The following is a 13487-nucleotide window of genomic DNA, read 5'->3' on the forward strand; positions in this document are numbered from 1 at the left end:
TGTTCACCCACATGACCACCACCGCTCTCATAACCGGTGCCACGGCGGGCATTGGCGCGCAGTTCGCGCGCACGCTCGCCGCCGAGAAGTACGACCTGGTGCTCGTCGCCCGCGACACCGCGCGGCTGGAGGCGTACGCCGCTGAGCTGCGGGAAAAGCACGGGGTCGCCGTCGAAGTGCTCGCCGCCGATCTGTCCGAAGTGGACGGACGGGCCGCGGTCGAGGAGCGGCTCGCCGCCGGGCCGGTCGACCTGCTGGTGAACAACGCCGGGTTCGGCCTGAACGGCGACTTCTGGACCATCCCGCCGGACGCGCTGCAGCGCCAGCTCGACGTCAACGTCACCGCCGTGCTGCGGCTGACGCGGGCGGTGCTGCCCGGCATGATCGAGCGCGGCCGCGGGGAAATCATCCAGGTCAGCAGCGTCGCCGGGTTCTTCAGCGGCCGCGGTTCGACCTACACGGCCAGCAAGAACTGGGTCACGTCGTTCACCGAAGGCATCGCCGCGTCGCTGCCCAAGGGCGTCCGGATGATGGCGCTCTGCCCGGGCTTCACGGCGACGGAGTTCCACGAGCGGGCGGGGATCGGCAAACCCGGCCCGAAAATCGCCTGGCTGGGTGTCGAACAGGTGGTCGGCGAGGCGCTCGCGGACCTGCGCCGCGGCAAGGTGATCTCGGTGCCGAGCCTGCAGTACAAGGCCGTCGTCGCGATCGGCGGCCTGTTGCCCCGCGCGGTGCTGCGACGGATCAGCGGCGGTCGCGGCCGCACCTGAGACGTCACTTTCCCCAGGAAAGCTCCGACGGAGCTTTCCTGGGGAAAGTGACGCGGTAGGGCTGCCCCCACCTCGAAGACGCACGTTCGCACCAGGGTGGTCCGGGGGCTGCCTCACTAGCGTTTTTCCCATGACGACTGAGGCGGTTCGGCTCGAGGCCGTGCGCAAGGAGTACGGCGGTGTGGTCGCGCTGGACGGGGTCTCGATCTCCTTCCCGCGTGGCGGTTTCACGGCGGTGATGGGCCCGTCCGGTTCGGGCAAGAGCACGTTCCTGCACTGCGCGGCGGGCCTCGACCGGCCGACGTCGGGCCGCGTCGTGCTCGACGGCCAGGACCTCGACGGCAAGAGCGAGACCTTCCTGACGAAGCTGCGGCGCGACCGCGTCGGGTTCGTCTTCCAGGCGTTCAACCTGCTGCCGGCGCTGACCGTCGAGCAGAACGTCGTGCTGCCGCTGCAGCTGGCCGGGAAGCGCCCGGACAAGCGCCTGGTGGCGCGGATCCTCACGCACGTCGGCCTCGACGGGCGCCGCAAGCACCTGCCCGGCCAGCTCTCCGGCGGCCAGGCGCAGCGGGTCGCGATCGCGCGCGCCCTGGTCACCGACCCCGCCGTGCTGTTCGCCGACGAACCGACCGGCGCGCTCGACACCCGCACCGCCGCCGACGTGCTCGGCCTGCTGCGCGAGTCCGTCCGGTCGTCGGGCCAGACGGTGATCATGGTGACGCACGACCCCGTCGCCGCGTCCTACGCCGACGAGGTCGTGTTCCTGGCCGACGGCTCGATCGCCGGGCGGCTCGCACGCCCGACCGCGGAAGCCGTCGCCGAGCGGATGACCCACCTGGGTGCCTGGGACCGGCTGGCGGTGCGGGCCTGATGTTCTCCCTCGCGATGCGGACGCTGCGCCTGCGCAAGGGCGGCTTCCTGGCGACGTTCGTCGCCGTGTTCTTCGGCGCGCTGATCGTCTCGGCGTGCGGTGGCCTGATGGAGTCGGGCATCCGGTCCGAGACGCCGGTGCAGCGCCTGGCCGCGGCGCCGATCGTCGTCGGCGGGCAGCAGACGCTGAAGCTGCCCGAGGACGACCCGGCGACCCTCGACCCGGAGGACAAGCACAAGTTCGAGAACGCGACCCTGCCCGAGCGCGTCCGCCTCGACGCCTCCTTGGCCGGCCGCCTGCGCGCGGTCCCCGGCGTCACGGACGTCGTCGGCGAGCTCAGCTTCCCGGCGCAGATCGGCAGCGCGAGCGCGTTCGGGCACGCCTGGGATTCCGCCGTGCTGACGCCGTACGCGCTCAGCGGTCAGCCGCCGCGGCCCGGTGAAGTCGTCGTCGACGCCGGGCTCGGGCTCGCCGTCGGGGACACGCTGCCCGTCGCGGCGCACGGGGTCGTCGGCCAGTACCGCGTGTCCGGGATCGCCCAGGCACCGGAGACCATGCGCGACTCCGCGGTGTTCTTCTCGCCCTCGGACGCTTCGAGGCTCTCGGGACACCCCGGGACCTTCGACACCATCGGCGTCTTCGGCGGCGACGTCGCCGCGGTGACGGCGGTGGTCGGGGACGCGGGGGTCGTGGCGACCGGCGCCGATCGCGGTGCCCTGGAGTTCCCCGAGGTGAACAAGAGCGGCGAGGACCTGATCGTGCTGGCCGCCGTCTCGGGCGGGCTGTCGGCGATGGTCATGGTGTTCGTCGTCGCGGGCACGCTCACGCTCTCGACCCAGCAGCGCCAGCGCGAACTCGCGTTGCTGCGGGCGATCGGCACGACCCCACGCCAGCTGCGGCGGATGGTGCTCGGCGAGGCGCTCGTCGTCGGCCTGCTCGCGGTCGCCGCCGCGGTCGTGCTCGGCCCGGTGCTCGGGCAGTGGCTGTTCGACCAGCTCGCCGCCAACCACGTCGTCCCCGACGTGCTGCGGTTCGAGCAGGGCTGGCTGCCGGCGACGGTCGCCGCGGGCGCGTCGCTGCTGGCCGTCGTGGCCGCGTCCTTCGTGGCCGGACGGCGGGCGTCGAAGGTGCGCCCGACCGAGGCGCTCGCCGAAGCCGCCGTCGAACGCCGCTGGCTGACGCCGATCCGGCTGATCACCGCGCTCCTCTGCTTCGCCGGCGGGACGGCGCTGGCCATCGTCACGGTCGCCGTGATGACCGGTCCGGTCGCGGCCAGCACGGCGGGCCCGGCGGTGATGCTGTGGGCGTTCGGCCTCGCGGCGATCAGCCCCGGCGTGACGAAGCTGACAGCGTCGCTGCTGCGCTGGCCGGTGCAGGCGGTCACCGGCGTCACCGGCAGGATCGCGCTGCTCAACACCCGGGTCGGCGCGGTGCGCGCGGCGGGCGCGGTCACCCCGATCATGCTCGCGGTCGGCATCGCGACCGCCAACATCTACCTGCAGACCACCCAGGAAGCCGTCTCGAACCAGGCGTACACCGAGGATCTGCGCGCGGACGCGGTCGTCGGCGCGCCGGGCGGGCTCGACCCGGCGGTGCTGGGGCGGGTGCGCTCCACCCCGGGTGTCGCGGGCGCGTCGGAGTACGTGACGAGCGCGGTGTTCATCGAGAAGCCGTTCGAGTCGAACCAGGACGACGACGGCTGGCCCGCGCTCGGCGTCAGCGAGCTGACCGGGAACGCCGTCGAGGTGCCCGCGACGCTCGGCCGCCAGGTCGGCGACACGCTGTCGCTGCGCCTCGGCGACGGTGCCCGGGTGGACGTGCGGGTGGCCGCCGTCGTGAGCCAGCGCGCCGGGTTCGAGAAGCTCGTGCTGCCCGCCGGGCTGCTGGCGCCGCACACCACGCTCGGGCTCGCGCCCCAGCTGCTGGTCCGCGCCGCCGACGGCGTCGACACGGCGACGCTGACTTCACGCCTTCGCGAGGCGACGGCCGGGTTGCCGGTGTCCGTCGGGGACCGGGACGCGCTGATCGCGGCGCACGCGAAGGGCAACGAAGTCGGCGCCTGGGTCAACTACCTGCTCGTCGGGATGATCATCGCGTACACGGTGATTTCGGTGGTGAACACGCTGGTGATGGCCACGGCCAAGCGGCGCCGCGAGTTCGGGCTGCAGCGGCTGAGCGGGTTCACCCGCGGCCAGGTGCTGCGGATGGCGGGCGTCGAAGGCGGGCTGATCGCCACCATCGCCGTGCTGCTCGGCACGGCCACCGCGGCCGGCGCGATCGTGCCGTTCTGCCTCGTCGTGACCGGCTCGGTGCTGCCGGCCGGACCGCTCGCGGTCTACCTGGTGGTGCTCGCGATCGCCGTCGTGCTCGCGCTCGTCGCGATCCTCGTCCCGGCCTGGGCGGCGACGCGCGGGCGTGCGGTCGACGCCACATCGATCGGGGAGTGAGAACGGGCGTGTGTAAGACTCTCGGCCGTGGCGAACCCCGGGTTGGATCAAGCGGCGAAACTCGAACTGGCCAGGCTGGTCACCGATCTTTCCGTGGTGCACGGAAAAGTGACCCTGGCGTCCGGCAAGGAAGCCGACTACTACATCGATCTCCGGCGGGCGACGCTGCACCACGCGGCCGCGCCGCTGATCGGCAAGCTCCTGCGCCAGCTGACGGCGGACTGGGACTACGTGGCGGCCGGCGGCCTGACCCTCGGCGCCGACCCGGTCGCGCTGGCGATGCTGCACTCCGCGGCCACCGACGGCGTCGTGCTGGACGCGTTCGTGGTCCGGAAGTCCGTCAAGGAACACGGCATGCAGCGGCGCATCGAGGGCATGGAGGTCCGCGGCCAGCGCGTGCTGGCGGTCGAGGACACCTCCACGACCGGCGGTAGCGTGCTCGAAGCCGTCGCGGCCCTGCGTGAAGCGGGCGCGACCGTGATCGGCGTGGTGACGGTGGTCGACCGCGACACCGGCGCGCGCGAGGCCATCGAGAAGGAAGGCCTCGAGTACCGGTACATCCTCGGGCTCGACGACCTCGGCCTCGAGTGACCGACCGGGGCCGCCGCGGCGGCCCCGGTCCCGGCTCACTTCTTGAACAGGTCCTTGGCGGCGTCCTTCACGTTCTCGACGGCGCCCTTGAGCCCGGCCTTCGCCTGGTCGGCCTGGCCCTCGGCCTGCAGCTGCTCGTTCCCGGTGGCGTCACCGGCCGCTTCCTTGGCCTTGCCGCCCAGTTCCTCGGCCTTGTTGCCGATCTTGTCGCCCAACGACATCGGGCACCTCCTCCTGCGGTGGCACCCCGGCGGGGCGCCCTGTGCCGTGAAGACCACCGGGGCGCGTGATCGTCACGGATTCGCCCCGGTGACCCACGTCACCGACAATCAGTGCGTGACGTTTTCCGCTCGCCGGTGTCCTCCTCCCGAGAGGAGGTGCCGTGACGACCGCCGCCACACCGCTTGACGACGCGACCCTCGTCGGCCGCGCGCGAGATGGCGACGTGCGGGCGTACGAGCAGCTCGTGCTGCGCTACCAGGGCCCGATGTTCCGGCTCGCCGTGAAGATGCTCGCGCACCGCGGGGACGCCGAAGACGTCGTGCAGGAGGTCTTCCTCAACGCCTGGCGCAAGCTCGGCCAGCTCGGCGAGGACGCCGCGTTCGTCGGCTGGCTCTACCGGGCCACCACGAACCGCTGCCTCAACGCGATCCGCGCGCGCCGGCCCCAGGCCGACGTCGACCTGGACGCCGCCGAGTCGCCGCGGACCGATCTGCAGCCGGAGCGGGCCGCCCAGGTGAGCGGGCAGCTGGCGGCGTTGAACGCGGCACTGGCGGAGCTGACGCCCGAACAGAGAGCATGCTGGCTGCTGCGCGAAGTGCACGGCCGGTCCTACGAAGAGATCGGCGAAGTCGTCGGCGCGAACGCGACTGCGGTCCGCGGCCGGATCGCGCGGGCCAGGGCCCAGCTGGCGGAGGTGATGAAGCCATGGCGATGACGGACTACGAGCTGCCCTGCGAACGCGACGTGGAGCAGGTGTGGAACCGGCTCGACGCGGTCGGCGCCGGGCTGGCCGACGAACACGAACTGACCTGCCCGCACTGCCGGGTCGCGCGCGAGAGCCTGCTGGCCCTGCGCGAAGCCACCACGGAACTGGTGGCCGAGGACGACGTGCCGTCGCCGGACCTGTTCGGCCGGATCATGTCGGCCGTGCGGGCCGAGGTGCGGCGCGACCGGATGGTGCGGCTGCCGACCCCGGAACCCGGGTTCGTCGAGGTCAGCGAGCAGGCGGTGGCGGCGGTGCTGCGGTACGCGGCCGACACGGTCGACGGCGTCCGGGCGCGGCGCTGCCGCGTGCGCACCGGCGCCGACGGGGTGGTCGAAGTCGACCTCACCCTCGCGGTGAGTCTCCGGAACGCCACGGGCGGTGAAGCGTTGGCGAAGGTGCGGGAGCGGGTGACCGCGGCGGCCGCGGCCCGGGTGGGCCTGACGCTGGCGAAGCTCGACCTGCTCGTGGACGACATCTTCGAGGAAGACACCGTCGAGGAAGACACGGTCGGGGAGCCAGGGGAATGAGCGTTGACTACGTGGTCGCCGATCCGGTGATCGCGAGCGTGGCGGCACGGGCGGCGATCGCCACGCCGGGGGTGGTGCGTCTCGAGCCGGGCCTGCGCGGTCTGGTGACGGCGTGGACGCGCGCGGCGCGCCAGCGCTGGAAGGGGCTCGACCCGGCGCCGGCGGACGGCGTCCGGGTCCGCACCGCGGACGGCCGGGTGACGGTCCACGTCGACCTGGTCACCGCGGGGGCGGACCAGGCGGCGGCGGTCGGCCGTGCGGTCCAGCGCTCGGTGACCCGGTTCGTCGCCGAGCAGACCGGTTTGGTCGTCGACGAGGTGTCGGTGTCCATCATGGACATCGAGCCGGCGTCCCGGTGACCGCGGACGAAGCCGTCGAGAAGATCGTCGGCGCGCTGAAGGAGATCGACGGCCTCCGCCCGGCGACGCCGGTTTCCCCGGGGACGACGTGGTTGCCGGTCGACTGGGAAGGCATGGCCGTCGACCTTTCGGCCGACGTCGTCCAGATCCGCCTGATCGCGACCCGGCTGCCGATCCCCCCGCTGCTGGACCGCGCGGCGGAGCTCGTGCGCCCGGTGCTGGCGGGGACGGAATGGGAGGGAGCGCGTCTGCGGCTGGTCGTCACCGACCTCGACGGCGCCGCGTTCGCCGGAGACCCACGTCACACGAAAGGGTAAGTGACGATCTCCCCTCCGCTGGGTCCTTACCTACGAACCAGGCGAAAAGCCTTGAGGCAGAGGACATCCAGGGAGGACCCCATGACCGCGACGGCCGAGAAGAACACCGTGGCCACCACCGCCACCACCGAGAGCGCCCTCGTCACCAAGCAGGGCACCACCACCATCGCCGACACCGTCGTCCAGAAGATCGCCGGGCTCGCCGCCCGCGAGGTCACCGGCGTGTACGACCTCGGCGGCGGCGCGGCCCGCGCGCTGAGCGCCATCCGCGACCGCATCCCGGGCGCCTCCGCGAGTGTCGGCCAAGGCGTGACGGTCGAGGTCGGCGAAAAGCAGGCGGCGGTCGACCTGCAGCTCCTGGTCGAGTACGGCGTCGCGATCGCCGACCTCGCGCGGGCGGTGCGCCGCAACGTGATCACCGCGATCGAGCAGATGACCGGGCTCGAGGTCGTCGAGGTGAACATCAACGTCAACGACGTCCACCTGCCCGGTGACGACGACGAGCCGGTCGCCTCGGACCGGGTGCGCTGACGATGAACGCGACACTGCTCGGCCTGTTGTACGGACTGGCGCTGGGTTTCGCCGCCGCGTTCGGCGGCTTCGGCGCGTTCGTGGCGGTGTTCGTCCTCGGCGGGCTCGGCCTGCTGGCCGGGCGCTGGCTCGACGGCAAGCTCGACCTGTCCGCCCTCGTGGGCGCCGCGCGCGATCGGAGGTAGCTCGTGGAACGCGGAGTGACCACCGTGGCCCCGCGGGCGGTGCGGCGCATCGCCGCGCACGCCGCCCGCGAGGTGGACGGCGTCGGCGGCGACGTGACCGCCGAGGCCACTGTGGACGCAGAATCGACCACTTTGGACATCCGGCTGCCCCTGGCGTACCCGGCCCCGATCACGGCTACGGCCGAGGCGGTCCGGGCGCACCTGCTCGGCCGGACGGCGGAACTGACCGGCCTGACCACGAGGCGCGTGGACATCACGGCCGAGCCGGCCCGGCCCGAGCAGCCGAAGCGGCGGGTCCGGTGAGGCGCCCGCGGCGGAGCGTGCCGGCAGTGCTGACGGCGCTGGTCGTGCTCGCGGCGTGCGCGCTGGTCGTGACGGCGCTGGTGCAGCGCCTGCTCGGCGAGCGGCCGGTGCTGTCGTTCGAGGCGATCGCCGGCCGGGTGCACGAAACGACGTGGAACGAACTGCCCGTGCTCGTCGGGGGCGGGGCAGCGGTTCTGGTCGGGTTCGTGCTCCTGGCGGCGGCGGTCCTGCGGGGGCGCCCGGTGGTCCTGGCGCTCTCGCCGGCCGCCGGGGTGGAGGCGGGCACGACCCGCCACGGCCTGCGGACGTCGCTGCGCGCGACGGCCGCGGGCGTGGACGGGGTGGCGACGGCCGCGCTGAAGCTGGGGCGGCGGAAGGTGAGGGCGAAGGTGCGGACGAACCGGACGAACACGGAAGGCCTGGCCGCCGCGGTGGAGACAGCGGTCTCGCGGCGGTTGGAGCAGGTGGGCCTGGCGGAGCCGCCGAGGGTCCGGGTCCGGGTGCGAGGAGGAGCGCGATGAACCAGCCCACCCGCTCGGGAGTCCGGGGAGGCGAGCGATGAACCGGCCCGCGGCCCTCAACCGCACTCTGCTCGCCCTCATCGGGCTCGTCCTCCTCGCGGCCGGCGGGTTCGCCGTCGCCACGTACTTCGGGCGCCTTCACCTCCTCGACCCCGCCGCGCCCCTCGTGCCCGGCGCCGCACCGCCGCCCACCTGGGTGTTCTGGGTCGCGATCGCCGTTGCCGTGCTGCTCGGCCTCCTCTGCCTCCGGTGGCTGGCCGCGCAGGCGTTCCGGCGGCCGAAGAGCGTCGCGTGGCGGAGTGAAGCCGACACCGGCGCCCTCGTGCTCGACTCCGGTACCGCCGCCGGCCCCGTCGCCGCCGACGTCGAGGAGTACGACGGCGTCCGGGCCGCCTCCGCCTGGCTCTCCGGGCCCCGCGACGCTCCCGAGCTCGCCCTGGTCGTCACCACCGACCGGGACGCCGACGCCACCGCCATCCGGGAACGCATCACCGACCACGCCGTCCCGCGGCTCAAGCAGGCCCTCGAAGTCGAGGACCTGCCCGTGCGGCTGGAAATTCGGCTGACGGCGAAATCCGGAGCGCGGGCGCGCTGACCCGGGCGTACCGTCGGACGCATGGAGGAGGACGACCCGCCGCCGCAGCCGGACTGGACCAAGCCCGATCGGGAAAAGCCGAACCAGTACCCGCGCGAGGAGCCGACCAAGTACCCCGCGAAGCGCCCGCCGGAATTCCCACCGGGCGTAACGCCTCCGTCACCGCCCAGGTGAACGGGTTGCTCCGGTGGGTTAAACATCACACAGCGGGGCACTCTTCAGGGCGGCCGAACTCGATCAGCGGAGTAAAGTCGCTGGTAGGGGGTTCGGTGAAGGGGGCTGGTGATGGCGAAGTTCCTGGCCGACGTGACGGTCGCGGTCCACCTGCTGGCCTTGGTGCTGATCGGTTTCGGCGGCTTCGTCGCCTGGCGCTGGCCGAAGCTCATCTTCGTCCACCTGCTCGGCGTGACCTGGGGCGTCCTGGTGAACGTCGCGCCGGTGCCGTGCCCGTTCACCGCGCTCGAGAACTACTTCCGCCACCAGCAGGGCCTCGGTGACCTGCCCGGCGGGTTCAACGCGTACTACCTGTACGACACCGTCTTCCCGCGGGCCTGGCTGCCGGCGATCGGCATCGTCGCGGTCGCGGTGGTCGTCTACTCCTACGTCGGCGTCTACCACCGCTGGCGCGACCGCGAGCACGCCGGGGAAACCCACGCGCGCCCGGTCCACCTGGGCTGAGCGACAATCTCGGGGTGACCACTTCCCCCGACGCCGGACCCACCGAGTGGGTGAGCCGCGAAGAGGTCGGCGTCGGCCCGTGGTCCGGCGACTGGCCCACCGACGAGCGCTACGACCCGGAACTGCTGCGTGAAGGCGACCGCCGCAACGTCGTCGACGCCTACCGGTACTGGCGCCGCGAGGCGATCGTGTCCGATGTGGACCGGCGGCGGCACCCCTTCCACGTCGCCATCGAGAACTTCCAGCACGACCACAACATCGGCACCGTCGTCCGCACGGCCAACGCCTTCGCCGCGGCCGAGGTGCACATCGTCGGACGGCGGCGCTGGAACCGGCGCGGCGCCATGGTGACCGACCGCTACCAGCACCTCCGCCACCACGACGAGGTCACCGGGCTCGTGACGTACGCCGCCGAGCACGGCCTGGCCGTCGTCGCGGTGGACAACACGCCGGGGTCGCAGCCCGTCGAGACGGCCGACATCCCGCGCGAGTGCGTGCTGCTCTTCGGTCAGGAAGGCCCCGGGCTGTCCGAGCCGGCGCAGGAAGCCGCGTCACTGGTCGTGTCGATCGCCCAGTTCGGCACCACCCGGTCGATCAACGCGGGCGTCGCGGCCGGGATCGTCATGCACGCCTGGGTCCGCCGGCACGCCGACCTGAGCACGGCCTGGTAGTTACAGCCCCCAGCCCCAGCGCAGCTGCACGACGCCGGACGCGTTGTTCGTCGCGAGGCCACCGCCGCTCTGCCGGGTGATCGAATAGGTGTCGCCCGAGCGCAGGCCCGGCCAGTAGACGACGCCCAGCTGCCGCGCCCGCGCCAAGTCCGTGGTGGCGGCGAAGTACGCGGTGAAGGTGTTGCCGTCCTGGTGGCCCGCCGAGTAGTCGAGCCTGGTCGTCATCGGCGCGCCCGCCTCGTCGATCACGGTCCGGGACGAGTACGCGCCGAGCCGGTTGCTCAGGTTCGCCGTCCACGCCGAGCGCGTGGTGTCCGAGGCCCAGAAGCCGTAGAAGTGCAGCGACAGCAGCGTTCCGCTCAACGCGCTCGCCGCGCCGACCCCGGTGACGTTGTCGTTGTAGCCGGTGCCGCTGATCAGGACCCGGCCGCGGGGGACGGCCGAGTGCCGGGAAAGCCACGTCGAGCAGAGCGAAACCCAGGCGCTGAGGCTGTAGCCGAACGGCTCGTTCATCGGCTCGAAGTAGACGGCGCTGGTGCCGCCGTAGTCGGCGGTGACGCGGTCCCACATGGTGTTCCACGCGGTCACGTCGTCGACGAAACCGTCCTTGTTCGCTTCCCAGTAGCCGAAGACGACCTTCATGCCGTGCGCCAGCGCGGAATCGGCCGCTCCCTTGTAGCGCGCCCACCAGTCCGAGTTCACGCTCTGCGGGTTGATCGGCAGCCGCACGGTGTTCGCGCCGAGCTGCTGCTGGAAGCCGGTGAGGATGCCGTCCGCCTTTGTGCGGACGGTGTCGTAGCTGTCGCCGGCGGTGAGGCCGGTCGGGATGACCCAGCCGTCGACGTAGTTGTCGCGGCGTCCGCCCAGTTCACGCCGCGGAAGGCGTTCGTGGCAGCGGCCGCTTGGGGGACCGTGAGCAGGGCGGCGGCGAGGATCGCGATCATGACGGCGTGCAGACGACGGGTCATGCCGGCGCGACCTCCACCGGGATGCCGTTCAGCACCGACGTCCCGGACGGCACGTCGAGCAGCGTTTCGTCGGCGACCAGGTTGGAGTTGACGCCCGGATTCGCGCGCGCGACCCGCGTCCGCGCGCCCTCGACGTCGTGGCCCCAGCCGTGCGGGATGCTGATCACGCCCGGGCGGACCTCGTCGGTGATTTCGACCGGCACTTCGAGCTTGCCGGCGCGGGACGTCACCGCCGCGAGGCCGCCGTCGGTGAGGCCGAGGCGGGCCGCATCGGCGGGGTGGACCTGCACGGTGCAGCGGTTGCCGCCGCGGACCAGCGGTTCGAGGTTGTGCATCCACGAGTTGTTCGAGCTCAGGTGCCGCCGTCCGATCAGCACCAGGCCGTCGTCCAGTGGCTTCGCCAGCTCGGCGCGCAGGCGCGGGACGTCGGCGACGATCGGTTCCGGCGCCAGCTCGATCCGGCCGGACGCGGTGCACAGCACCTCCGGGATCCGCGGCTCCAGCGGTCCGAAGTCCATGCCGTGCGGCGCCGCTTCGAGGTCGGCCAGCGTGACGTCGTAGGGGCCGGCGCGCAGCATCAGGTCGACCAGCCGGGCGGGGCCGGTGCGGTCGTGGGTGACTTCGAGCTTGGCGCGGCGGGCGACGTCGGCGGCGACGAAGTCGTCGAGCGCGGCGACGTCCGCCTCGGGGCCCTGACCGGTGACGATGCCGGTGAGCCGCAGCATCGTCTCCCACTCCTGGGGCAGCGCCGAGGGCAGCGTCGCCGGCGTCCAGTTGGCGACGTTGCGCACCGACAGCTGGTAGAAGGCCAGGTCGAAGTGCGGGCGTTCGAGGGGGGACGGGCCGGGCAGGATGACGTCGGCCTGGCGTGACGTCTCGTTGAGGTAGACGTCGACGGAGATCATGAAGTCGAGGCTTTCGAGCGCGCTTGCGAGCCGCCCGGCGTTCGGCGTGCTCAGGCACGGGTTGCCGCTGACCGTGATCAGCGCGCGGACCTGGCCCTCGCCGGGGGTTTCGATCTCGTCGGCGAGCGTGGCGACCGGCAGTTCGCCGACGACCTCGGGGTACCCGCGCACGCGGCTGCGCCAGCGCCCGACGGCGAACGGCCGCCGGTTCCCGGTCGGCTGGCAGGCGGCCAGCGGGAACATCGCGCCGCCGGGCTCGTCGAGGTTGCCGGTGAGGACGTTGAGGACGTCGACCAGCCAGCTCGCGACGGTGCCGAAGGCCTGCGTCGTGGTGCCGATCCGGCCGTAGACCACGGCGTTCTCGGCGTCGGCCAGCTCTCGCGCGAGCCTGCGGATCTCGTCGGCGTCGATGCCGGTGCGCGGGGCGACGGCATCGGGGGTGAACGGCCGGGCCAGCTCGCGGACGTCGTCAAGGCCGTTGAGGTGTGCTTCGAGCTTTCGCGGCCGGACCCGGTTCTCCGCGAAGAGCACGTTGACCAGCGCGAACAGCAGCAACGCGTCGGTGCCGGGGCGGATCGCGTGGTGCTCGTCGGCGAACGCGGCGGTGCGCGTGCGCCGCGGATCGACGACGACGATCTTGCCGCCGCGCGCCCGGATCCCGCGCAGCCGCCCGCGGACGTCCGGCGCGGTCATCAGGCTGCCGTTCGAGACCAGCGGGTTGGCGCCGAGGATCAGCAGGTGCTTCGTGCGGTCGAGGTCGGGCACGGGGATGGCGAGCGGATCGCCGAACATGGTGCCGGCGGAGTAGTGCTTCGGCATCTGGTCGACCGACGTCGCGCTGTAGAAGTTCTTGGTGCCCAGCGCTTTGTAGAGCACGCGGCCGTAGAGCGTCAGCGCGATGTTGTGCACGCCGGGGTTGCCCGCGTACACGGCGACGGCGTCCCGGCCGTGCTCCTCGAGGATCGGCGGGAGCCGCCGGGCGATCTCGTCGTAGGCCTCCTGCCAGCTGACTTCGACGAATTCGCCGTCGCGCTTGAGCAGCGGCGCGGTCAGCCGGTCGGGGTCGTGGTGCAGCGCGCCGAGTGAGGCGCCCTTGGGACAGATGTAGCCCTTCGAGAAGACGTCCAGCTCGTCCCCCCGCACGCGGGTGACCTGCCGGTTCGCGTCGAGCGTGACATCGAGGCCGCAGGTGGCTTCGCACAGCGGGCAGGTGACGTGAGCGGTCGTCATGGCCACTCAACATACCGAGCGGTATGTGGA

At 72.4% G+C, this 13487-nt stretch carries 19 protein-coding genes; 16 read left to right on the forward strand and 3 right to left on the reverse strand.

Going from position 1 to position 13487, the window contains the following annotated elements; translation table 11 throughout:
* Positions 1-11 precede the first annotated feature (11 nt).
* The 4 genes from ACLJQM_RS36075 to pyrE all read left to right on the forward strand — a co-directional run bounded on the left by ACLJQM_RS36075 (position 12) and on the right by pyrE (position 4679).
* A complete protein-coding gene (locus ACLJQM_RS36075; protein ID WP_247016673.1) occupies positions 12-770 on the forward strand; it encodes an SDR family NAD(P)-dependent oxidoreductase in 759 nt (252 codons plus the stop codon).
* A 130-nt stretch (positions 771-900) separates the two neighbouring features.
* Positions 901-1641 (forward strand): ABC transporter ATP-binding protein, encoded by a 741-nt coding sequence (locus ACLJQM_RS36080; protein ID WP_410634797.1) that lies wholly within the window; start codon positions 901-903, stop codon positions 1639-1641.
* The gene (locus ACLJQM_RS36085; protein ID WP_410634798.1) at positions 1641-4088 is read left to right on the forward strand and encodes an ABC transporter permease; all 2448 of its coding nucleotides are present in this window, start codon (positions 1641-1643) and stop codon (positions 4086-4088) included. Before ACLJQM_RS36080 ends, ACLJQM_RS36085 begins: the two co-directional genes overlap by 1 nt.
* Before the next feature lie 27 nt (positions 4089-4115).
* Positions 4116-4679: an orotate phosphoribosyltransferase gene (gene pyrE, locus ACLJQM_RS36090; protein WP_247016679.1), complete on the forward strand. Its 564-nt coding sequence runs from the start codon at positions 4116-4118 to the stop codon at positions 4677-4679.
* 35 nt (positions 4680-4714) lie between these two features.
* Here the strand turns inward: pyrE and ACLJQM_RS36095 are convergent, their stop codons facing one another.
* Positions 4715-4900 (reverse strand): CsbD family protein, encoded by a 186-nt coding sequence (locus ACLJQM_RS36095; RefSeq protein WP_247016681.1) that lies wholly within the window; start codon positions 4898-4900, stop codon positions 4715-4717.
* Between the two features lie 161 nt (positions 4901-5061).
* Here ACLJQM_RS36095 and ACLJQM_RS36100 point away from each other — a divergent pair, with 161 nt between their 5' ends.
* The 12 genes from ACLJQM_RS36100 to ACLJQM_RS36155 all read left to right on the forward strand — a co-directional run bounded on the left by ACLJQM_RS36100 (position 5062) and on the right by ACLJQM_RS36155 (position 10354).
* The gene (locus ACLJQM_RS36100; protein ID WP_247016683.1) at positions 5062-5616 is read left to right on the forward strand and encodes an RNA polymerase sigma factor; all 555 of its coding nucleotides are present in this window, start codon (positions 5062-5064) and stop codon (positions 5614-5616) included.
* Complete coding sequence (locus ACLJQM_RS36105) at positions 5607-6194, forward strand: Asp23/Gls24 family envelope stress response protein (RefSeq protein WP_410634800.1); 588 nt, start codon at positions 5607-5609, stop codon at positions 6192-6194. Before ACLJQM_RS36100 ends, ACLJQM_RS36105 begins: the two co-directional genes overlap by 10 nt.
* On the forward strand, positions 6191-6553 hold the full coding sequence (locus ACLJQM_RS36110) for an Asp23/Gls24 family envelope stress response protein (RefSeq protein ID WP_410634801.1): 363 nt from the start codon (positions 6191-6193) through the stop codon (positions 6551-6553). The genes ACLJQM_RS36105 and ACLJQM_RS36110 overlap by 4 nt, the downstream gene beginning before the upstream one ends.
* Entirely contained in the window at positions 6550-6870 is a 321-nt protein-coding gene (locus ACLJQM_RS36115; protein WP_360777800.1) for a hypothetical protein, read from the forward strand. Before ACLJQM_RS36110 ends, ACLJQM_RS36115 begins: the two co-directional genes overlap by 4 nt.
* 81 nt (positions 6871-6951) lie before the next feature.
* Positions 6952-7401 carry an Asp23/Gls24 family envelope stress response protein gene (locus ACLJQM_RS36120; protein ID WP_247016691.1) on the forward strand — a complete coding sequence of 150 codons (450 nt, stop codon included), beginning with the start codon at positions 6952-6954 and terminating at the stop codon, positions 7399-7401.
* Positions 7402-7403: 2 nt separating this feature from the next.
* The gene (locus ACLJQM_RS36125; protein ID WP_086856482.1) at positions 7404-7586 is read left to right on the forward strand and encodes a hypothetical protein; all 183 of its coding nucleotides are present in this window, start codon (positions 7404-7406) and stop codon (positions 7584-7586) included.
* A gap of 15 nt (positions 7587-7601) precedes the next feature.
* Positions 7602-7889 (forward strand): Asp23/Gls24 family envelope stress response protein, encoded by a 288-nt coding sequence (locus ACLJQM_RS36130; RefSeq protein ID WP_360777798.1) that lies wholly within the window; start codon positions 7602-7604, stop codon positions 7887-7889.
* Between the two features lie 26 nt (positions 7890-7915).
* Positions 7916-8410, forward strand: coding sequence for a DUF6286 domain-containing protein (locus ACLJQM_RS36135; RefSeq protein ID WP_410634804.1), 495 nt, complete (start codon positions 7916-7918; stop codon positions 8408-8410).
* A 37-nt stretch (positions 8411-8447) separates the two neighbouring features.
* Positions 8448-9005 carry an alkaline shock response membrane anchor protein AmaP gene (gene amaP / locus ACLJQM_RS36140; protein WP_410634805.1) on the forward strand — a complete coding sequence of 186 codons (558 nt, stop codon included), beginning with the start codon at positions 8448-8450 and terminating at the stop codon, positions 9003-9005.
* Positions 9006-9026: 21 nt separating this feature from the next.
* A complete protein-coding gene (locus ACLJQM_RS36145) occupies positions 9027-9179 on the forward strand; it encodes a hypothetical protein (RefSeq protein ID WP_360777792.1) in 153 nt (50 codons plus the stop codon).
* Positions 9180-9290: 111 nt separating this feature from the next.
* Positions 9291-9683 (forward strand): DUF2784 domain-containing protein, encoded by a 393-nt coding sequence (locus ACLJQM_RS36150; protein ID WP_247016699.1) that lies wholly within the window; start codon positions 9291-9293, stop codon positions 9681-9683.
* 14 nt (positions 9684-9697) lie between these two features.
* Positions 9698-10354 (forward strand): TrmH family RNA methyltransferase, encoded by a 657-nt coding sequence (locus ACLJQM_RS36155; RefSeq protein ID WP_410634806.1) that lies wholly within the window; start codon positions 9698-9700, stop codon positions 10352-10354.
* Here the strand turns inward: ACLJQM_RS36155 and ACLJQM_RS36160 are convergent, their stop codons facing one another.
* Both ACLJQM_RS36160 and ACLJQM_RS36165 read right to left on the reverse strand, forming a co-directional pair.
* Positions 10355-11083 (reverse strand): cellulase family glycosylhydrolase, encoded by a 729-nt coding sequence (locus tag ACLJQM_RS36160; protein WP_410634807.1) that lies wholly within the window; start codon positions 11081-11083, stop codon positions 10355-10357.
* 235 nt (positions 11084-11318) lie between these two features.
* Positions 11319-13457 (reverse strand): molybdopterin-dependent oxidoreductase, encoded by a 2139-nt coding sequence (locus tag ACLJQM_RS36165; protein ID WP_410634809.1) that lies wholly within the window; start codon positions 13455-13457, stop codon positions 11319-11321.
* Positions 13458-13487: the final 30 nt, after the last annotated feature.

It is taken from the genome of Amycolatopsis sp. cmx-4-83 (assembly GCF_046548815.1).
Lineage (GTDB): Bacteria > Actinomycetota > Actinomycetes > Mycobacteriales > Pseudonocardiaceae > Amycolatopsis > Amycolatopsis pretoriensis_A.